The sequence below is a fragment of the Lacrimispora xylanolytica genome (assembly GCF_026723765.1).
GTDB classification, from domain to species: Bacteria; Bacillota; Clostridia; order Lachnospirales; family Lachnospiraceae; genus Lacrimispora; species Lacrimispora xylanolytica.
The window spans coordinates 1,942,576-1,964,148 of record NZ_CP113524.1; the positions used below are offsets into that span (position 1 = coordinate 1,942,576).

17 protein-coding genes and 1 other annotated feature are annotated in these 21,573 nt (G+C 43.2%); of the genes, 15 read left to right on the plus strand and 2 right to left on the minus strand.

All coding sequences use genetic code 11. From position 1 onward, the window contains the following. Positions 1-36: 36 nt before the first annotated feature. From OW255_RS09125 to rsiV, 8 genes are all read left to right on the plus strand, one after another. On the plus strand, positions 37-3,609 hold the full coding sequence (locus OW255_RS09125) for a DUF5717 family protein (RefSeq protein ID WP_268116399.1): 3,573 nt from the start codon (positions 37-39) through the stop codon (positions 3,607-3,609). Between the two features lie 17 nt (positions 3,610-3,626). Next, a complete protein-coding gene (locus tag OW255_RS09130) occupies positions 3,627-4,850 on the plus strand; it encodes a DUF5716 family protein (RefSeq protein WP_024836220.1) in 1,224 nt (407 codons plus the stop codon). Then, positions 4,847-5,662 (plus strand): hypothetical protein, encoded by an 816-nt coding sequence (locus tag OW255_RS09135; protein ID WP_268116400.1) that lies wholly within the window; start codon positions 4,847-4,849, stop codon positions 5,660-5,662. The genes OW255_RS09130 and OW255_RS09135 overlap by 4 nt, the downstream gene beginning before the upstream one ends. 49 nt (positions 5,663-5,711) lie before the next feature. Further along, positions 5,712-5,928 (plus strand) — a binding site (T-box leader). 64 nt (positions 5,929-5,992) lie between these two features. Further along, on the plus strand, positions 5,993-8,632 hold the full coding sequence (locus tag OW255_RS09140) for a valine--tRNA ligase (RefSeq protein WP_268116401.1): 2,640 nt from the start codon (positions 5,993-5,995) through the stop codon (positions 8,630-8,632). A gap of 220 nt (positions 8,633-8,852) precedes the next feature. Continuing rightward, positions 8,853-9,746 carry a sigma-E processing peptidase SpoIIGA gene (locus OW255_RS09145; protein ID WP_026890810.1) on the plus strand — a complete coding sequence of 298 codons (894 nt, stop codon included), beginning with the start codon at positions 8,853-8,855 and terminating at the stop codon, positions 9,744-9,746. A gap of 29 nt (positions 9,747-9,775) precedes the next feature. Then, positions 9,776-10,516 carry an RNA polymerase sporulation sigma factor SigE gene (gene sigE / locus OW255_RS09150; protein ID WP_024836216.1) on the plus strand — a complete coding sequence of 247 codons (741 nt, stop codon included), beginning with the start codon at positions 9,776-9,778 and terminating at the stop codon, positions 10,514-10,516. Positions 10,517-10,627: 111 nt separating this feature from the next. Beyond that, on the plus strand, positions 10,628-11,107 hold the full coding sequence (locus tag OW255_RS09155; RefSeq protein WP_268116402.1) for an RNA polymerase sigma factor: 480 nt from the start codon (positions 10,628-10,630) through the stop codon (positions 11,105-11,107). 16 nt (positions 11,108-11,123) lie between these two features. Further along, the gene (gene rsiV, locus OW255_RS09160; RefSeq protein ID WP_268116403.1) at positions 11,124-11,990 is read left to right on the plus strand and encodes an anti-sigma-V factor RsiV; all 867 of its coding nucleotides are present in this window, start codon (positions 11,124-11,126) and stop codon (positions 11,988-11,990) included. Positions 11,991-12,046: 56 nt separating this feature from the next. Here the strand turns inward: rsiV and sigG are convergent, their stop codons facing one another. Together sigG and OW255_RS09170 are read right to left on the minus strand one after the other, a co-directional pair. Further along, the gene (gene sigG / locus OW255_RS09165) at positions 12,047-12,823 is read right to left on the minus strand and encodes an RNA polymerase sporulation sigma factor SigG (RefSeq protein ID WP_024836213.1); all 777 of its coding nucleotides are present in this window, start codon (positions 12,821-12,823) and stop codon (positions 12,047-12,049) included. 99 nt (positions 12,824-12,922) lie between these two features. Next, complete coding sequence (locus OW255_RS09170; RefSeq protein ID WP_268116404.1) at positions 12,923-13,699, minus strand: type III pantothenate kinase; 777 nt, start codon at positions 13,697-13,699, stop codon at positions 12,923-12,925. A gap of 84 nt (positions 13,700-13,783) precedes the next feature. Between OW255_RS09170 and coaBC the strand changes: the two genes are divergently transcribed. From coaBC to OW255_RS09205, 7 genes are all read left to right on the plus strand, one after another. After that, entirely contained in the window at positions 13,784-14,971 is a 1,188-nt protein-coding gene (gene coaBC / locus OW255_RS09175; RefSeq protein ID WP_268116405.1) for a bifunctional phosphopantothenoylcysteine decarboxylase/phosphopantothenate--cysteine ligase CoaBC, read from the plus strand. 95 nt (positions 14,972-15,066) lie between these two features. Continuing rightward, a complete protein-coding gene (locus tag OW255_RS09180) occupies positions 15,067-16,656 on the plus strand; it encodes a peptide chain release factor 3 (RefSeq protein ID WP_268116406.1) in 1,590 nt (529 codons plus the stop codon). 24 nt (positions 16,657-16,680) lie between these two features. After that, a complete protein-coding gene (locus OW255_RS09185; RefSeq protein WP_024836210.1) occupies positions 16,681-17,133 on the plus strand; it encodes a GatB/YqeY domain-containing protein in 453 nt (150 codons plus the stop codon). A 16-nt stretch (positions 17,134-17,149) separates the two neighbouring features. Next, positions 17,150-18,553, plus strand: a complete 1,404-nt coding sequence (locus OW255_RS09190) for a Sapep family Mn(2+)-dependent dipeptidase (RefSeq protein ID WP_268116407.1) — start codon at positions 17,150-17,152, stop codon at positions 18,551-18,553. 338 nt (positions 18,554-18,891) lie between these two features. Continuing rightward, complete coding sequence (locus OW255_RS09195; protein WP_268116408.1) at positions 18,892-19,908, plus strand: methionine ABC transporter ATP-binding protein; 1,017 nt, start codon at positions 18,892-18,894, stop codon at positions 19,906-19,908. Beyond that, positions 19,905-20,570: a methionine ABC transporter permease gene (locus OW255_RS09200; protein WP_024836207.1), complete on the plus strand. Its 666-nt coding sequence runs from the start codon at positions 19,905-19,907 to the stop codon at positions 20,568-20,570. The genes OW255_RS09195 and OW255_RS09200 overlap by 4 nt, the downstream gene beginning before the upstream one ends. A 46-nt stretch (positions 20,571-20,616) precedes the next feature. Then, positions 20,617-21,513 carry a MetQ/NlpA family ABC transporter substrate-binding protein gene (locus OW255_RS09205; RefSeq protein ID WP_024836206.1) on the plus strand — a complete coding sequence of 299 codons (897 nt, stop codon included), beginning with the start codon at positions 20,617-20,619 and terminating at the stop codon, positions 21,511-21,513. Positions 21,514-21,573 lie beyond the last annotated feature (60 nt).

Here is a 21,573-nt window from a genome sequence, read left to right on the forward strand (position 1 = left end):
GAATAATATAAGGAAATTAAAGATACAGGTGGTACTATGAGAGAACGAATCAACAGGCTGGCAAAAGGCATCATTGATTCTGAAATTCCAAAGATAAAGGTTACCCCATCGGGAATTGATGATGTGGTGCGCTCCGGAGGAGCTACCAGGCGGGAGCTTGTCGTTACCAGTGAGAATAATCTGCACATAAAAGGACTTGCCTATTCCTCAAACTTCCGCGTCAGGCTGATTAGCGGAGCATTTGGCGGTACATATAACCATCTGGTCTATGAGATAAACGGAAGTTTCTTGGAAGATGGGGATGTCATTAAGGGATCTTTTTACCTGGTTACCAATGGCGGCGAGAGAGAAGTCCCTTATTCTTTTCGTGTGGAGCTTGGTACGTCAGGAAAAGCGCTCAGTGATTTAAAGACAGCAGAAGATTTTGCAGATGCTGCAAAGAAAGATATGGACACGGCTCTTCGTTTATTCGAGTACCGGGATTTTGTTACGGCTCCTTTTATGGATGATCTCCACATAAGGGCCATATATGACGGATTAAAGGGAAGACCGGACAGACGAAAAGAACTGGAAGAGTTTTTGACCGCTCTTAAGGTAAAGAAACCGGTCGTGCTGTCGGTGGATGATAAGGAGCTAAGATTTGGAGAACTGGAGGACGTTTTACACGATCAGGTATTTATTACACGGAGCGGTTGGGGCTATGTGAACCTGGATGTGACAACGGACTGTGAATTTATAGAGCTGCCTAAAAAGACGGTTGGTGAACTTGACTTTGAAAACGACCAGTGCAGCGTACCGTTTCTGATTCACCCGGAACGGATGCATCAGGGAGAGAATTCCGGCAGAATCATGATAACCGGAATGGAAGATAGATTTATAATACCGGTCACGGCGGTTGTAAACCCCGGAGGAGGGATATCGGCGGAGGATGCCTTTGCAAAAGAGGCTTTCGGCCGATTTTTGCGGCTGCGCCTTTTGGAGGAAAGCGGTCAAAGAAGCGGCGACGTTCTCTGTGAAGACATGGAAAAGGCCCTTGATGAGCTGGAGCTGATGAAGGGAGAGCAAAGCCTTTATAAGCTTTTTCGGTCTGAGGTCTGCCTGTTACAGGGGAAGCCATCAAAAGCAGCTCTTTTGCTTGACGAGTGCCGGGATGAAATCTTAAATGAGCGTCAGGAAAAACGGGAAATATATTGTTATTATCAGTATTTGCGGTTACAGGTTCAGCCGGATGAATATCAGAGGGAATCCCTGATCCGCCTCATGAAGAAGTATCTGGAAGAAGACAGAAGATTATTTTGGCTGTTTCTTCTTCTGATGAAGCTGGATCGCAGGATGTTTGACAATATGCCTGCTTTGTTTTCCATGTTAAAACGTCAATTTGATACGGGAGTAAGAAGCCCATTTTTCTATCTATGGGGCTGTCGGGTGCTCAAGGAAGCTCCGGACTTAATCCGGTCCCTGGGACCTATGGAGCTGCAGATTCTTTATCACTGCGTGGGCAAGGGCTTAGTGGATAAAAAGCTGGCTCTGGCAGTTTCAAAGCTGACCCTATCATCAAAGCATTTTAACAGTCTCCATTACCGGATGCTTGTAAAGCTTTACGAGGAATTTCAGGAAAAGGAAGTACTGGAAGCTATTTGTGCACTCCTAATTAAGGGAGAGTGCCGTATGGCAGAGGCCTTTGCCTGGTATGAAAAGGGAATAAAAGCAGGAATCAGCCTGACTAGGCTTTATGAATATTATATCTATGCCCTTCCAAAGAATTATTGCTATCTTCTGCCTAAGGAAGTACTTTTGTATTTTTCCTACGGAGGAAGTGAGCTGGATTTAAACAACAGAACAGTTCTTTATAAAAATGTCCTGGTATATCTGGAGCCGACAGATCCGTTATACCAGGCTTATGAACGAACCATAGAAAAGTTTGCGACCGAGCAGCTGTTTGAGTCCAGAATCGACAATCGTCTGGCCTCCATCTATGAAAAGATGATATTTAAGGATGTCATAGATCTGCCTATGGCCATGGTATTGCCATCGATTTTACGTTCTTACCGGGTGGAATGCCAGAATAAAAAGATGAAGTATGTGATTGTCTGCTACGAAGAGCTGACAGAAGAGGATGCATTCCTACTTGACGATGGAGTCGCCTATGTACCATTATTTTCAGAGCACAGCATTCTGTTATTCCAGGATGCCTATGGAAACCGGTATGCCAATATACCCTATAAGAAAGATGCGGTCATGGACCGGCCGGAGCTTGAGGAGCGTTGCTTTGAACTGTTTCCGGAGCATTCCATGCTTCGCTTGAGGGCGTGTGAAAAAGCACTGTCAAAGGGAATCACGGACAGAAAAGAAGTTAAGATTTTAGAAGCGACGTTAGAAGATCCTAAGCTTCGTCCGTATTATCAGCGACTTTTATTATCGAAAGTGATTGAGTTCTATCAAAAACAGACCGATGCTCCGGAAGAAGACGGAGATGGAGCTAAATATCTTCTGACTTTGGATAAAAAGGTTCTTACCAAAGAGGAACGGATTGGAGTCTGCAATACCCTGATCCTTAACGGTTATATGGAAGAAGCATTTCATATGATACGGGAATTTGGTTGTGAAGGCATAGGAATGGAGCAGCTTTATAAGCTGTGTACAAAGATGATTCTCCAAAAGCTATTTGACGAGGATTCTCTGCTTTTGACCATCGCCTATGAAGTTTTTAAAGAAGGAAAAAATGACAGTGTTATTTTGGACTATCTGTGTGAACATTTTAACGGTCTGTCAGACCAGATGTATCATGTTTTGATGCAATCGGTTTCCGGTCATGTGGAAACCTATGATTTAGAGGAAAGGCTAACGGCCCAGATGATGTTTTCCGGGGCCATGACAAAGCTTGATAAGGTATTCCATTTATATAGAAACCGCAAGGAGACCAATGACAATATTGTTAAGGCATATCTGACCATAAAGTGTACGGAATACTTTATGGAGGATAAGGAACCGGAAGAAAAGGTATTAGCTTATTTGGAAGGCGTGGTAAAAGCCTCCTCCATAAAGGGACGTCTGCCCACCATTTATTTACTGTCCCTCTCCAAGTATTATGCCAAGCTTTCAGAGCTTACGGATGAGCAGAAGGAACTGTGCAGGGAGACGGTTGAGTTTTTACTGGAGGAAGGATATGTCTTCCCGCATTTTAAAGACTTGTCAAAGTATGTTCCCATGCCTGAGGATATCCTCGATAAAGCTATGATCCAGTACTGCGCAGGCCGTGATTCCAAGATTGACCTTCAGATAAGGATTCTGCCAGATGAGGAAGAATTCCATAGTGAAGATATCTCCCGTGTCTACCAGGGCGTGTTCGTGAAGCAGAAGATTCTGTTTGAAGGCGAGATTATGGAGTACCGGATCAGCGAGCTGATTGACGAAGACTGGGTACTTAAAAAAGAGGGCAGCATAAGCTGCGATGCCGGGGAATCTTCAAAAGATATGGACAGCAGATTTGCGTGTCTCAATGAAATGAGCCTGTCTTTGAGTTTAAAGGATGAAACGGCGCTTAAAATACGGATGCAGGAGTACTTAAGGAAGAATGCTGCTGCAGAAGAATTATTTCCACTGATGTAAGATAAAGGGGGCTGTCGATGGACGGACTGATAATAGGGCTTGATCTTTGTGATGCCTATACCCGCATATGCTGCCATGACAGGGAAAAGTCATGGTGCATTCCAACGGTAATCTGCCGTAAAAAGGATGAAGATGCCTGGTATGTAGGAGAGGAAGCCTATGCCTACACGCTCGTAGGGGAAGGTATCATAGTAGACAAGCTGATAAAAATGGTTAGAAAAGAAGGAACTGCCACTCTGGGCGGTATCAAATACGAAGGTCTTAACCTTCTGACAATGTTCTTAAAAAAGATATTAAAGCTTCCCATGGAGGAATTTTTCTGCGAAGAAGTAAAGCAGCTTGTGGTCACACTGCAAAAGGCGGATGCGAAAATTATGGACGCTCTCATGTATTGCGGAGACGCCCTTGGCATTCCCAGAGACCGGATACATATCGTAAGCCATACGGAAGCATTTGTATATTACGTGCTCAGCCAGAAAAAGGAAGTCTGGAGCAACCAGGTAGGGGTATTTGACTTATCTGAGGATTCCTTTCATTATCATGAATTAAAGGTTCAAAGAGGGCTTCGAAAGATGATGGTCATTGCAGAGGATGAGGCATTAGAGGAGAGCTTTAACCTGGATATTTTAGATACGCCATCCGGCGGAAAGCTGGCGGATAAGATCTTAAGCTCCTGTGCAGACAGACTCCTTCAGAAAAAGCTGTTCTCCTCCTTATTCCTCACGGGAAAAGGATTTGAACGCCACGACTGGGCACCTGACTCCATGAAGCTTCTCTGCCATCGCAGAAAGGTATTTATGGAGCCGGAATTGTTTGCAAGAGGAGCCGCTATAAGGGGGATGGATTATCTCCAGGAAAAATCGGCGTATCCATTTATCTGTATTTGTGAAGGACGTCTCCATTCCACCGTTTCCATGCGGGTGCTTCATAAGGAACGGGAGAGCCAGCTGGTGGTTGCAGCCGCAGGTGACAACTGGTATGAATCAAAGAGCAGTGTAGATTTGATTGTGGATAATCAGGATTACGTAGAGTTTATGGTAACTCCAATGGATCCGAAGCAAAGACGCTTAATTAAAATAGATCTGGAAGGATTTCCAAAGCGTCCGGGGAGAACCACAAGGCTTGGCATCAGCTTTGGGTTTCTGGATGAAAAAACCATGGCAGTGGTATTAAAAGACAAAGGCTTTGGGGAATTGTTTCCGGCTTCAGATACCATCATAAGACAAGAGGTCATGCTATGAGTCTGATACTTTGCCGGCAGGAGCCGGTTAAACATCCATATTATTTTGAAGGTCTGGGAGTTCGCTTGTATTCCTCTCAGGAGCTTTGCTATGTTATTTATAACAATCCTCTCCTTGTTATGGAGGGCTTCGTAGATAATGCACTGATTGAATTCATTCGGGATGATCTTGATATGGCCTTTCTAGCGCTTAAGCTGGTCAAATGGCAGCAAAGCGGTGAAGACGGCGACGAGCTGCTGGCGCTCATTCTTCATGAATGCGATTATTACAATGGGGCAGAGGTAAGCCGTTTTAGGCAGAAGCTCTCATCCTACCGCAGAATGCCTGAGGCAGAGTTCTTAAAAGAAAGAGCCGATTATTTATTTTCCAGAAAGCAATATGGAAAATCAGCGGCAGAATACCAGAAGATTTTAGATCTCCCAAAGGGAAACCGTGGATCAGAGGTATTTCAGGCCAAAATTTATAATAACCTGGGAGCATCCTACGCCAGGCTGTTTATGACGGACAAGGCTTATCTGGCCTATCAGAAATCCTTTGATCTTGTGAAAAGCAGCGAGGTATTAAAAAGAATCTGCCATCTTTCCCAGTGGAATCCCGGCCTTGTCATCAGTGAGCGGTTAAAGGTTCTGATTACGGAGGAGCTTTTGCAGGAATCCGGGCAGGATCGAAAGGAAGCAGAAGAAAAGGCAGAACAGGCAGACAGCCTCTTAGAGCTTGATAAGCTGTTTCAAAAGGATCCCATTAAGCGTTTCCAGGGAGCTGGAGAGCTTGTGCAAAAATGGAAGCAGGAATACCGTAACATTATGTCTTGACAAAACCAGGAAAACACACTATCATTACATGGTATAAGATAACAATAAGAAAAAGGTTAAGAAAAAGAGGAGTACGATCATAACCCTGAAAGAGAGAATCGTCCATCGGCTGAAAGGCGGTTAAGGAAGTATGTTCGGAAGGTAGCTTTGGAACCGGAAGGCTGAAATTTAAGAAGTAAGTCTTCACGCCTGGCAGCGTTAAAGGCCTTAAGAGATATGACCAAGTGTCATAATATAAGGTGGTACCGCGACGATTCGCCCTTTGCATCCCAGGATGCAAGGGGCTTTTCTTATGTTCTAAAAACTGATGGAAGAATAAAGGAGAAGAATATGAAAGAGTTGGAAAAAACTTATGATCCGGCAGGGATCGAAGGAAAGCTTTATCAGAAGTGGCTGGATAAAAAATATTTCCACGCTGAGCCTAATCAGGATAAAAAACCATTTACCATTGTAATGCCGCCGCCAAACATTACAGGACAGCTTCACATGGGGCATGCTCTTGATAATACCATGCAGGATATCCTTATTCGTTATAAGAGGATGCAGGGCTTTGAGGCTCTTTGGCAGCCGGGAACCGACCATGCGGCCATTGCGACGGAAGTAAAGGTTATTGAGAATTTAAAAAAGCAGGGCATTGATAAGGCTGATCTTGGCAGAGATGGCTTTTTAGAAAAGTGCTGGGACTGGAAACAGGAGTACGGCAGCAAGATCATTAACCAGCTTCATAAGATGGGCTCCTCCGCAGATTGGGAGAGAGAACGTTTTACCATGGATGAAGGTTGCTCCGAAGCTGTACAGGAAGTATTTATCCGCCTTCATAAAAAAGGATATATCTATAAAGGATCAAGAATTATTAACTGGTGTCCAGTGTGTCAGACCTCCATTTCAGATGCTGAGGTAGAGCATGAGGACCAGAACGGCTTCTTCTGGCATATTAATTATCCCATTGCCGGGGAAGAGGGAAGATATGTAGAGATCGCTACCACAAGACCGGAGACTCTCCTTGGAGATACGGCTGTTGCTGTAAATCCGGAAGATGAGCGGTATCAGGGACTCATTGGAAAGATGCTTAAGCTTCCGCTTACAGACCGTGAGATACCTGTTGTTGCAGATTCCTATGTAGATAAAGACTTTGGTACCGGCTGTGTTAAAATCACACCGGCCCATGACCCTAACGACTTTGAGGTAGGTAAAAGACATCATCTGCCGGAGCTTACCATTATGAATGACGATGCAACCATTCATCTTCCTGGCAGCAAGTATCATGGCATGGACCGCTATGAGGCCAGAAAGACCATGGTTAAGGATTTAGAAGCACTTGGCTTATTGGTTAAGGTGGTTCCCCATACCCATGCGGTAGGAACCCATGACCGCTGCGGCACCACAGTAGAGCCTCTGGTAAAACAGCAGTGGTTCGTTAAGATGGAAGAGATGGCAAAGCCAGCCATTGAAGCATTGAATAACGGTGCCTTAAAGTTTGTTCCAGAGCGTTTTGACAAGACCTATCTTCACTGGCTTGAGAACATCCGTGACTGGTGTATTTCCAGACAGCTTTGGTGGGGACACCGGATTCCGGCTTACTACTGCGATGAGTGCAAGGAAATTATCGTAGGGAAGGAAGCCCCAGATGTTTGCCCAAAATGCGGCTGCACTCACTTTACTCAGGATGAAGATACCCTGGATACCTGGTTCTCCTCTGCATTATGGCCATTTTCTACACTTGGCTGGCCCAATGAAACAGAGGAACTTAAATATTTCTACCCAACAGACGTACTGGTAACAGGTTATGATATCATATTCTTCTGGGTAATCCGTATGGTATTCTCAGGCATTGAGCAGACCGGAAAACTTCCATTCCACACCGTACTGATCCACGGCCTTGTAAGGGATTCGGAAGGACGTAAGATGAGCAAATCCTTAGGCAATGGAATCGATCCTCTGGAAATCATTGATAAGTACGGCGCCGATGCGCTTCGTATGACTCTGATTACAGGAAATGCTCCTGGAAATGATATGCGTTTTTACTGGGAGAGAGTAGAAGCCAGCAGAAACTTTGCCAATAAGGTTTGGAATGCGTCCCGTTTCATTATGATGAATATTGAGAAAGCACCAAATGCAGAGGCTGAGTTATCCCAGCTAACCATGGCGGATAAGTGGATTTTATCTAAGGTCAATTCTCTGGCGAAAGATGTAACAGAAAACCTGGATAAATATGAGCTTGGAATTGCCCTTCAAAAGGTATATGATTTTATTTGGGAAGAATTCTGTGACTGGTATATTGAGATGGTAAAACCAAGATTGTGGAACGATGAAGATACCACAAAGGCGGCAGCCATCTGGACCTTAAAGACAGTACTCATTCAGTCCTTAAAGCTGCTTCACCCATATATGCCGTTCCTTACCGAGGAGATTTTCTGTAATCTTCAGGAAGAGGAAGAGTCTATTATGATTTCTCAGTGGCCGGTATTTAAAGATTCCTGGAATTTTGCCTCAGAGGAACACGCGGTAGAGACCATTAAGGAAGCTGTAAGAGGAATCCGTAATGTGCGTACCTCTATGAACGTTCCGCCAAGCAAAAAGGCTAAGGTTTACGTGGTATCTGAAAACCAGGAAATCCTTACGATCTTTGAGCAGAGCAAAGTATTTTTTGCGACCCTTGGATATGCAAGTGAGGTTTGTCTCCAAAAGGATAAGAACGGTATCTCTGACGATGCAGTTTCCGCAGTTATCCATCAGGCGGTAATCTATATGCCATTTGCAGAGCTGGTAGACATTGAGAAAGAGATTGAGCGTCTGAAGAAAGAGGAAGAACGTTTGGAGAAAGAGCTTGCCCGTGTAAACGGAATGCTGAACAACGAAAGGTTCGTAAGCAAAGCGCCGGAAGAAAAGATCGAAGAAGAAAAGGCAAAGCTTCAAAAATATACCCAGATGCTTCTGCAGGTTAAGGAAAGACTTGATCAGCTTTCTTAAACCGTTATAGAATAATCGACAATTAAAAATGGTTTGGTAAAAACAGTCGAACATGGCCATAGGGCCGTGTCCGGCTGTTTTTTTGTGGCAGGAAAGTGGGAGTGGAGGGGAGAGCACAGAAGTGCTGGATTGACTTTCAAGACAAGTTTTTGGTGTAAAAATATGTCAGCAAATGCCGTAGCAGGATGGAAAAAGACGATGAAAAAGTGGAATTATTCCCTTGGTTTTGACAAATTCTGAAAGGTATACTGGCTATAATGTTCGTACAGGGCAGGAGGTGAATGCAGCAACGGAAATAAACCTGTACATAGACGTGTTGTTCTTTATTAATTTTACCATGGATTTGCTTGTATTATCCATCGTGAGACGAGGTCTCAAATATCGTTTGATCTGGTGGAGAATGATTCTTGGGGCAGGGTTAGGAGCTTCCTGGGCTGTATTTGCCGCCGCATTTTCCTTGTTGCCCCCATGGCTTTTAATGGGAATCACCTATCTTGTGATAAGCACTCTGATGGTGATGACAGCCTTTTGTATAAAAAAACCAAAGGAAATAGTTAAGGCAGTGGCAGCGCTTTACCTGGCAACGGCATTGACAGCCGGTATTATGTATGCCCTATATCAACATACGAAGGCCGGTTATTATATAGAACAGATTCTTAGAGGAAATGGCAGAGCTGCCATGCCTCTTTACCGGTTAATTTTTCTTGCAGCAGGCGCTTATTTTGGCATTCGGTATTTTCTTTGGAGGATTCCCGCCATATGGAAAGGAAAGAGCAATTTTTTTGAAGTCACCATGCGTTATCGAGGAAAGGAAAAAAAGGTGATGGCTCTTCTTGACACGGGTAACCGACTCTATGAACCAGTAAGCCGCAGGCCTGTCCATGTTGTGACTTATGAGGCTGTACGGGAGATCTGCGAGACCGTATCAGAGGTTATTTATATTCCCTTTGGAAGTGTGGGGAAAAGCAGTGGAGTAATGCCCGGGATTTTTTTAGACGAGATGGAGGTACGTCAGGGAGATGAAGTAAAAGTAATTGAAAAGCCTTTGATAGCTGTCTGTAAAAAGACATTATCCGTTAACGGTGAATATCAGATGCTGCTGCACGAAGAGTAAATGTTTGATGTAAAGGAGAGAGTATCGACATGATTATAAAAGTTTCTGTACCAAATCGTTTCCAGTTCAAGGCAATTCCAACGTTCAGGACGCTTATGATGCCGTCTCAGGGGGAGATCCATTACATCGGAGGAGCAGATATCCTGCCTCCGCCGCTAGACAATGAAAAGGAGGCACAAATTATTGGGCTCCTGGGCGGAGACGATGACCAGAGGGCAAAATCTGAATTGATCGAGCACAATCTCCGGCTTGTTGTATACATAGCGAAGAAGTTTGATAACACCAGCGTTGGTGTAGAGGATCTGATTTCCATAGGGACAATTGGACTCATTAAGGCAATCAATACCTTTAATCCGTTAAAGAATATTAAACTTGCAACTTATGCATCCCGATGTATTGAAAATGAAATACTAATGTATCTGCGCCGGAATAATAAAACAAAGATGGAAGTTTCCATAGATGAGCCTCTGAATGTGGATTGGGACGGCAATGAGCTGCTCTTATCTGATATACTGGGGACAGAAGAGGATGTGATTTATAAGGATCTGGAAACAGAGGTAGAACGTAATCTCTTAAACACGGCCATCAGTCGCTTAAGCCCAAGGGAACGTAAGATTGTAGAACTCCGGTTCGGTCTGACGGATGATGAAGGAGAAGAGATGACCCAGAAAGAAGTTGCAGATCTCCTTGGTATTTCCCAGTCTTATATCTCCAGACTGGAGAAAAAAATCATGAAACGACTAAAAAAAGAGATTGTTCGTTTTGAATAATGATATAATATAGTGGGAAAGGCTCATAGGAGTCTTTCCTATTTTTGTGTGGATTGAAACTTTTTGATGAGAATATCGTCTAATAGATAGAACCTTATATAGGAGGGAAAAATGAAACAAAAGATGGAAGACGAAGCAGAGAGAATGCTTATTGACAATTATGATAAGTATTACCGGCTTGCATACAGCTATGTAAAGAATGAACAGGATGCCTTGGATATTGTTCAGGAAAGTGCCTACCGGGTGATTAGGGATCTGGACAAACTAAAGGAAAGAAAATATTTATCTACCTGGATCTATCGGATTGTCATTAATACGGCCATTGACACCTTAAGAAAAAAGAAACGGGAAACAGTAAGCTATGAGGACATAGAAATTGTTCATGAAGACCAGTACAAAGAAGAGGATCCACTTGAAATTCTAAACGTGCTGGAGGATAAGGACCGTGCACTGGTCATCTTAAAATACTTAGAGGACTGGAAATTGGAAGAAATCTCAGAGGCACTTGATATGAACGTAAGTACGGTAAAGAGCCGGCTATATCGTGCACTAAAGAAGCTTAAGGTAATACTGGAACCGGAAATGGTTTAAGAGAGGAGCCGCTACAATGGAACATAAGGATAAAAATACATTATTAAATCTAAAAGACAGCTATCATCAAATTCCTGTGCCAGATCAGGCACGTAATGCTGTATTGGAAGGAATTCAAAAAGGAAAAAAAGAAAAGAGGAATACAATTATGATGAAAATTACAAAAAGATCAGCTCTATCCGCAGCCGCCGCAGTTTCTATGATTGCTATTATGGCTAACGCCAGCCCTGTTACCGCCAACGCCATGGAAAACATCCCTGTCATCTCCGCCATTGCTAAAGTCGTAACGTTCCGCACTTTTTCTGATAACCAGAATAATTACGAAGCCCAAATTGATATTCCTAAGGTTTCTATCAATGAAAAAGATAATACCAGGGTAAACCGTTCCATAGAAGACTATGCGAATCAGCTGATAAAAGAATATGAAACCCAGGTCACTCAGGATATTGCAGGAAATGGTCATTATTCCGTGACTTCTGGATATGAAGTGGTAACGGATAACAGCAAATATTTAAGCCTGAGAATTAACACCACGGTTATTATGGCAAGTGGGGCAGAATACGTAAAAATCTTTACCATTGACAAAGGGACAGGAGAAGTGGTTTCTTTAAATCATTTATTTCGCGGAGATAACAAGATTTTAGAACATATCAGTGATAATATTAAGAGCCAGATGGCAGAGCAGATGGCAGCCGATGATTCAAAAGTCTATTATTATAACTCAGAAGAGCCAACCGAAGATTTTAAGGGATTAAAAGGAGAAGAAAGTTATTACTTTAATGAGAAAGGCGAGATTGTTATCGTTTTTGATGAATATGAAGTGGCACCGGGATATATGGGCGTCGTAGAATTTACCATACCCAAGTCAGTGACTGGATATTAATAATATGTAGGATAAGCCTGCCTTTGTCTCAAAGGTGGGCTTATGCTATGGAGGAATCAAGAAAGGTAATTTTTCATAGTCTTCAGTGCATTCTTTTCCAGACGGCTGACCTGGGCCTGGCTGATATGAATTTCTTCTGCCACCTCTGTCTGAGTCTTGCCTTCGAAAAATCTCATATCAATGATATGACGCTCCCGTTCCGGAAGCCGTCTCATTGCCTCGTTTAAGGAAATATCCTCAACCCAGTTCTCTTCCAGATTCTTCTTATCGCTGATCTGATCCATGACGAAAAGAGGGTCCCCACCGTCAGAATAAACAGGTTCATAAAGGCTCACAGGGCTTTGAATGGCATCGAGAGCATAGGTGATGTCTTCCTTGCTGACACCGATTTCCTCTGCAATTTCCATAAGGGTGGGTTCCTTTAAGTTTCTTTTCATCAAGTTTTCTTTTGCATAAATTGCTTTATAAGCGGTATCACGCAGAGAACGGCTGACACGGATCGAGTTATTATCTCGAAGATAACGCCGCACTTCCCCCAGAATCATGGGAACGGCATAGGTGGAAAACCGGACATTCTGTGTAATATCAAAATTGTCGATGGCTTTAATCAGGCCGATGCATCCAATCTGGAATAAATCGTCCACATTTTCGCTGCTGCCGGAAAATCGCTGTATGACACTGAGAACCAGTCTTAAGTTTCCTTTGATGTAATCTTCCCGGGCTTTTTTATCCCCTTCAAGTATACGCTTGAACAGAACTTCCTTCTCCTCGTTGGTGAGAAGAGGCAGTTTGGAAGTATTGACGCCGCAAATTTCTACTTTATATCCAGACATATCTTTCCCTCCGCATCATCTTTATTCTCTAAAGAAATGATGTACTCATTCGAGGGCTTTTATACGACTGCCGGATTAATTTTTATTTCCAGTTTTTGGTCACAGCGTTTCCTGATTATTTTTTTCATAAAGGATCAATAATCCTTTTAATAAAAGCGCGTCATCATAATGAATTTCATGACGGCATAACGGAACCACTGCAGATGCAAGTCCGCCGGTAGCTACGATACTGGCAGATGCATTTAATTCTTCCTCCATACGATCAATCACTCCGTCAATCATGGCAGCATTGCCGTAAAGAATCCCATTTCTCATACAGTCAATGGTGTTCTTACCGATAATCTTGGTAGGATTATTCAGACCGATGTATGGAAGCTGGGCAGCCCGGCTGCTTAAGGAATCAAGAGAGACACGAAGTCCTGGAAAAATAATGCCGCCGGTATAATTGCCTGCCTGGTCAATGACTGACATGGTGGTTGCAGTACCCATATCAATAATAATGATAGGAGATGGGTAATCCTTTAGTGCGGCAACTGCATCAACGATTAAATCACTGCCTACTGTTTTTGGATTGTCCATTTTTATATTAAGCCCTGTCTTCATTCCAGGACCAACTAAGAGCGGTGTTTTACCAGTTATCTTTTTGACCGCAGAAATCACCACTTCAGTAAGAGGCGGCACGACGGAGGAAACGATGGCACCTTCTATCTCAGAAAGAGAGTAGTGGTGAATTTCCATAATATCTTTTATGTTGACTGCATATTCCAGCTCAGTTTTTCCATGATTGGTAGTGACACGTTCTACAAAGTAAGTTCTGGTATTGTCGATACCTCCTATGACGATATTACTGTTTCCCAAATCAATGGCTAAAATCATAGAGGGAACTCCTTTCCAACTTTTTTTTCTTATGCTATACTGTAGAGTATCACATTTTAAGTCGAAACACAACGGGAGGCGCTTATGCTAAAAGGAAAAAATATCATACTGGGAGTAACAGGAAGCATCGCAGCCTATAAAATTGCATCACTTGCCAGTATGCTGATGAAACAGGGCTGCAACGTACACGTCATGATGTCACAGAATGCAACGAATTTTATAAACCCCATTACCTTTGAAACTTTAACAGGCAACAAATGCCTGGTAAATACCTTTGACCGGAATTTTCAGTATAGCGTGGAGCACGTTTCTCTGGCAAAGCTTGCGGATGTCGTCATGGTGGCACCAGCCAGTGCCAATGTGATTTCAAAGATTGCTCATGGTATGGCTGATGATATGCTTACCACCACTGTCCTTGCATGTAAGTGTAAAAAAATCATAGCACCAGCCATGAATACCAACATGTACGAAAATCCCATAGTACAGGACAACCTAAAACTCTGCGCTTCTTACGGCATGGAAATTATTGATCCAGCAGTAGGCTACTTAGCCTGCGGAGATACGGGAGCCGGAAAGATGCCGGAGCCGGAGGTGCTTTATGAATACATTGAAAAAGAAGTTACCTGTAACAAGGATTTATCCGGTAAAAAGATTCTTGTAACCGCAGGACCTACCATTGAAGCCATAGATCCTGTTCGATTTATTTCTAATCATTCTACCGGGAAGATGGGATATGCGGTTGCAAAAGCGGCGTATTTAAGAGGAACTGAGGTGACTTTGGTCACTGGAAGAACAGAGACGAAAAAGCCGCTCTTTGCAAAGGTCATTGAAGTGGAAAGTGCAAAAGAAATGTTTAATGCCGTAAAAGCCTGCCATATGGAGCAAGATGCCATCATAAAGGCAGCAGCGGTAGCAGATTACCGGCCAAAAACAGTAGGAACCGAAAAAACGAAAAAGACAGATGGAGATATGACTGTTGAACTGGAACGGACGGATGACATCTTATTGTGGCTTGGACAGCACCGAAGGGAAGGCCAGTTCCTCTGTGGTTTCTCCATGGAAACTCAGAATATGCTGGAGAATTCCAGGAAAAAGCTTGATAAGAAAAATATTGATATGATTGTAGCCAATAATTTAAAAATGGCAGGAGCTGGATTTGGCACCGATACGAATATTGTGACCCTGATCACCAGGGAGCGTGACCAGGAGTTAGAGATGATGACTAAGGATGAGGTGGCCCACCGCATTCTGGATGAGATATTCTGCCGTTAAAATAAGGTTTCTTCTATAAGAGTGAATCTTGACTTATGACTGGAATCATACTACAATAGACAAGACTTAGACGTATAATTGGAGGAACTATTTTTGTGAATATAGCGGAAGAAATAAAAAAGAGAAGAACATTTGCCATTATTTCCCACCCGGATGCCGGTAAGACCACACTGACAGAGAAGTTTTTGCTCTATGGAGGTGCGATTAATCTTGCTGGTACCGTTAAAGGAAGAAAGGGCGCAAAACATGCAGTCTCTGACTGGATGGAGATTGAAAAAGAGAGAGGTATTTCCGTCACCTCTTCCGTGCTGCAGTTTAATTACGACGGATTCTGCATTAACATTTTGGACACGCCTGGCCACCAGGATTTCTCAGAGGATACCTACCGTACTCTAATGGCGGCAGACTCTGCGGTCATGGTCATTGACGGTTCCAAAGGTGTTGAGGCACAGACCATAAAGCTGTTTAAGGTTTGTGTCATGAGACATATCCCTATTTTTACCTTTGTAAATAAGATGGACCGGGAAGCAAGAGATCCCTTTGAGCTTATGGACGAAATCGAAAACGTACTTGGTATCCGTACCTGTCCGGTCAACTGGCCCATTGGATGCGGCAGAGATTTTAAAGGCGTTTATGACCGTTATAAAGAAACCATCACAACCTTTAAGGCAACCTCGAATGGACAAAAAGAAGTGGAATCCACGGAAGTTACCTTAGGAGATGAGCGAGTGGATGCATTGATTGGTGAATCCTTCCATCGTCAGCTCATGGATGAAATTGAACTGTTAGACGGTGCCAGTGACGAGCTTGATATGGAACGGGTAAGCAGAGGTGATTTATCTCCGGTTTTCTTTGGTTCCGCACTTACAAACTTTGGTGTTGAGACATTTTTACAGCATTTCCTTCAGATGACAACTTCTCCTCTTCCAAGGCTTACGACAACTGGAGTTGTAGATCCCTTTGAAGAGGATTTCTCCGCTTTTGTTTTCAAGATTCAGGCCAATATGAACAAAGCCCACCGGGACCGTATTGCTTTTATGAGAATCGTTTCCGGCAAATTCGATGCCGGTATGGAAGTGAATCATGTTCAGGGCAATAAAAAACTTCGTCTGTCCCAGCCACAGCAGATGATGGCGCAGGACAGAAAAATCGTGGAAGAGGCGTATGCAGGCGATATTATCGGTGTCTTTGACCCCGGTATTTTCTCCATTGGAGATACTCTTTGCAAATCCGGTCAAAAGTTTGAATACGAAGGAATTCCTACCTTTGCCCCGGAGCATTTTGCCAGAGTGCGCCAGATGGATACCATGAAGCGAAAACAGTTCATCAAAGGTGTAAACCAGATCGCTCAGGAAGGTGCCATTCAGATCTTCCAGGAGTTTAACACAGGTATGGAAGAAATCATCGTAGGCGTAGTAGGAGAGCTTCAGTTCGAGGTACTTACCTATCGTCTGGAAAATGAATATAACGTGGAAGTAAGACTTGAGAAGCTTCCATATGAATATATCCGTTGGATCGAGAATAAAAATGAAATCGATGTGGCAAAGATACAGGGCACATCCGATATGAAACGAATCAAGGATTTAAAAGACAATCCACTGCTTCTTTTTGTAAACAGCTGGAGTGTTCAAATGGTACTCGAACGTAACCCAGGACTTAAGCTTTCTGAGTTTGGCCATAACTAATAAAATATTTAAGGAGGAAGTACGATGAGTAAGATTGATGAAGTAAGAGCAGCCATGGTTGAGGCAATGAAGGCAAAAGATAAGCCGAGAAAAGATGCTTTATCCATGCTTTTGTCAGCACTGAAAAATTTTGAGATTGATAAAAAGGATCATTCCCCTATCACAGAAGAAGAGGCAAATGCAGTTGTGAAGAAGGAAATCAAGCAGACCCAGGAAACCTATGAACTGGCACCTGCTGATCGGGATGACATCAGAGAAGAAGCTGCCATTCGTATCTCCATATTTAAAGAATTTGCTCCGGAGGATATGGGAGAAGATCAGATCAAAGAGATCATTCTTTCTGTTCTTGCTGAGCTTAGCATTGAAACCCCTTCACCAGCGGATAAGGGTAAGATCATGAAAGTCCTGATGCCTCTGGTAAAAGGAAAAGCTGACGGCAAGGTCGTAAATGAAGTTCTGGCAGCAATGATGAAATAAGAAAAGGGGTGTTTTTATGTATAAGAAGGAAATCGAAGAATATATAGAGGCCCATAAGCAGGAGATGCTTGACGATATCTGCACCCTGTGCCGGATCAACAGCGAAAAGATGCCTTATAAAGAAGGAATGCCTTTCGGCCCGGGAGCCTTTGAAGCCCTGACAGAAGCTTTGTCCATATCGGAATCCTATGGCTTTTCCATTAATAATTACGACAATTATGTTGGAACTGTGGATCTAAACGACAAGGAGACTCAGCTTGATATCCTGGCTCATCTTGATGTAGTTCCGGCCGGAGAAGGCTGGAAGGAAACAGAGCCATTTAATCCAATCGTTAAGAATGGAAAGCTCTTTGGCCGTGGCTCTTCTGATGATAAGGGACCTGCAGTCGCTGCTCTTTATGCCCTTAGAGCGGTAAAGGATTTAAACATCCCTCTCAGTAAAAATGTACGTTTGATTCTTGGTACAGACGAGGAATGCGGAAGCTCTGATATTGCTCACTATTATTCTGTGGAAAAAGAAGCGCCAATGACATTTTCACCAGATGGGGCTTTCCCAGTGGTGAATACAGAAAAAGGCGGTCTGGCTGGTCACTTTACGGCAGAATGGGAGGCATCGGGTGAACTTCCTAAGATTGTTAAGCTGGAAGCAGGACTTAAAGTCAATGTGGTTCCCGGTAAGGTATTTGCTACTGTTGCTGGAGTGGAAGAAGCACTGTTAAAGAAATTTGCGGATGAAACTCAGGTAACGACAGGAATTCGTTATGAGATAGAGATGATGGGAGACCAAGGTATCATAACCGCTATTGGAGAAGGCGCTCATGCATCGACTCCGGAAGAGGGGAACAACGCTTTGACCGGACTTCTCTATTACCTGTTAAAACTTCCCCTTGCAGAATGCCCACAGGTAACCATGCTTCGCAGACTTCATGATTTGATTCCTCATGGAGATACCAGTGGAAAGTCACTTGGAATCGCTATGGGAGATGAAATCTCTGGAGATTTAACGCTGGCATTCAGTTTGCTGAAAGTAACAGACACTGGACTGGAAGGAACCTTTGACAGCCGTTGTCCTATCTGCTCCAACGAAGAAAATGTTCTTCAGGTAGTAAAGAAGAATATGGAAGATAAGGGCTTTACTCTTCATAATGACTCCATGAGACCTCCTCACCATGTTGATGGAAACTCAGAGTTTGTAAAAACACTGTTACAGGTTTACGAAACATACACCGGCAGAAAAGGGGAATGCATCTCCATGGGCGGCGGTACTTATGTCCATGATCTGAAAAATGGAGTTGCGTTTGGAGCTTCCATGCCGGAAACAGACAACCGTATGCACGGAGCAGATGAATTTGCCGTTGTGGAGGAGCTTGTAGTAAGCGCCAAAATATTCGCACAGGTAATTGTAGATCTTTGCTCCTAATATAAAGTACTTTTGCCAATATTTCAAAAATAGTATTGACAAATAGCAAAAGAAAGCGTAAAATACGCCTCAGAAGTAATTCCTACTTTTACTATAGGAATCAGGGAAGGAGTAGCTGCCATGAATCATTCAGAAGCTATGCAGATGAATATGGATCGGATGAACGACATGTGTATGATGATGTGTTGTATGTCAGAGTGCGTAAAAAACCGATAATGATTTTCATTTGTATGGATTGTGATTGAATTCGCAAGAAGCAGCTAACGCGGAGATTATCAGGTCGCAAGTCTGTGCAGGACTTGCGGCCTTTTTATATCTAAAAGAAAGGAAATACACACATGCAGTCAGCAGAACCAATTATAGAGCTGGTAGGGCTTGGAAAAGAATTTCATACTTCCAGCGGTCCTATAAAGGCATTGGATGATATCAATCTCTCCATCGGACGGGGGGAGATTTTTGGAATAATCGGTTTAAGCGGAGCCGGAAAGAGTACCTTAGTCCGCTGTATTAACTATTTAGAAGTACCCACTTCAGGTACTGTACTTTTTGAAAATAAAAGTCTTACAGCCATGCGGCCAAGAGAGCAGCGTCTGGCAAGACAGTCCATGGGAATGATCTTTCAGCAGTTTAACTTACTGGCCCAGAGGAATGTCCTTCAAAATGTCTGCTTTCCCCTGGAAATAGCCGGAGTATCAAAGAAGGAAGCGGTAGACAGAGCCATGGAGCTTCTTCATATGGTCGGATTAAGTGATCGGTCAAAGGCATACCCATCTCAGCTTTCCGGTGGTCAGAAGCAGAGAGTTGCCATTGCAAGGGCCTTAGCAACGAAACCAAAGATTCTTCTTTGCGATGAAGCCACCAGTGCTCTTGATCCCAATACGACTAAATCCATTCTCGGTCTTTTAAAAGAAATCAACAAGACACTAGGAGTAACGGTGGTTGTTATCACCCATGAGATGTCAGTCATTGAAGCCATATGTGACCGAGTGGCAATCATTGACCAAAGCCACATTGCAGAGTCAGGCTGTGTCGCTGATATCTTCTCCGAGCCAAAGTCTAAGATTGGACGACAGTTGATCTTAGGAGAGGCAGCGGAACGTGTCGTTCAATTTGGAGAATCCAAAAGAGTCAGAATTACCTTTGACGGAAGATCTTCCTTTGAACCAGTTCTTTCTAATTTAATCCTGGCCTGCAAGGTTCCTGTAAATATCATACATGCGGAAACAAAGGATATTAACGGAACTGCCATGGGTCAGATGGTGATCCAGCTTCCGGAAGATGAATTAGATCAGAACCGTATCTTAAATTACTTAAAAACAGCTAAAATAACTCATGAGGAGGTGAAGGATCTATGATATTTGATGCGGCTACTTTAAGCATGCTTAAATTAGGAATTTGGGAAACACTATACATGACCTTTACCTCATCCTTTTTTGCATATTTAATCGGAATCCCTTTGGGAATCATACTTATTGTAACGGATAAAGACGGAATCTTTCCAATTCCCTGGTTTCAGAGAATCCTGGGTCTTATTATAAACCTTCTTCGTTCCGTACCATTTATTATTTTGCTGATCATGGTTCTTCCTATTACAAAGATGGTAGTAGGAACCACCCTGGGTGCAAGTGCAGTTATTCCGCCCCTTGTCATCGCTTCCGCTCCTTACGTTGCAAGAGTCGTGGAATCTTCCTTTAAAGAAGTAGATGCAGGCGTCATTGAAGCTGCAAAATCCATGGGTGCCTCACCATTACAGATTATATGGAAGGTTTTATTACCCGAAGCCAAACCGTCTTTATTGGTGGGGGCGGCCTTATCCATAACAACGATTCTCGGTTATTCCGCCATGTCAGGCTTTGTAGGCGGTGGTGGTTTAGGAGATATTGCAATCAAATACGGCTATTACCGTTATCAGACAGCAATGATGTTCGCAACCGTTGCCATTCTTGTTATCATCGTACAGATTATTCAGGAAGCTGGTATGAAGCTTTCCAGAGTCAGCGACAAAAGGATTAAGTAGTAACCGCCACAGGCGTTACCATATAAAGATCAAGGAGGAAGAAATTATGAAAAAATCATTTTACGTTCTTACCGCAGCCGTACTTTTAGCAGGTGCATTAACTGCTTGCTCTTCTGGCAAGGGATCTACTGCTACAACAGCAGCAGAGTCTAAGACAGAAGCAGCTTCTTCAGAGACAACAAAAGCAGGCGATGAAACAAAAGCAGCAGGCGATTTAGAGAAAATTGTTGTCGGTGCAACTCCTGCTCCACACGCAGAAATCTTAAATGCAGCAAAAGATATTTTAAAAGAAAAAGGTTATGAGCTGGTAGTAAAAGAGTATACCGATTACGTGCAGCCAAACCTGGCACTGGATTCCGGTGATCTGGATGCTAACTATTTTCAGCATCAGCCTTATTTAGATCAGTTCAACGAACAGAATAAGACCAATCTTGTCAGTGCAGCAGCGATTCACTATGAGCCTTTTGGTATTTATGCAGGTAAGACGAAATCCCTGGAAGAGCTGAAAGAAGGGGCACAGATTGCAGTTCCTAACGATGTTTCCAATGAAGCAAGAGCACTTCTTCTTTTGGCAGACAATGGTCTCATCGAACTTAAGGAAGGCGTAGAACTGGAAGCAACTAAGAATGATATTGTTAAAAATGAAAAGAACTTTAAGATCATTGAAGTAGAAGCAGCTCAGCTTCCACGTTCTCTTGGAGATGTTGATGTTGCAGTTATTAACGGAAACTATGCCATTGAGGCTGGTTTAAAGGTATCAGAAGCTTTAGCAGTAGAAGATGCAAAATCAGTGGCAGCAACTCGTTACAGCAATATCGTAGCAGTTCGTTCCGGCGATGAGAGCAACGAAAAGACAAAAGCGCTTGTAGAAGCACTTACAAGTGAAGAGGTAAAGAAATTCATCAATGATAAGTATGATGGAGCAGTTGTTCCTTCATTCTAAGTGTAATTATTAAAAAGAAACGAGACGCCATGAATCGGCAGCTATCTGGTTCATGGCGTT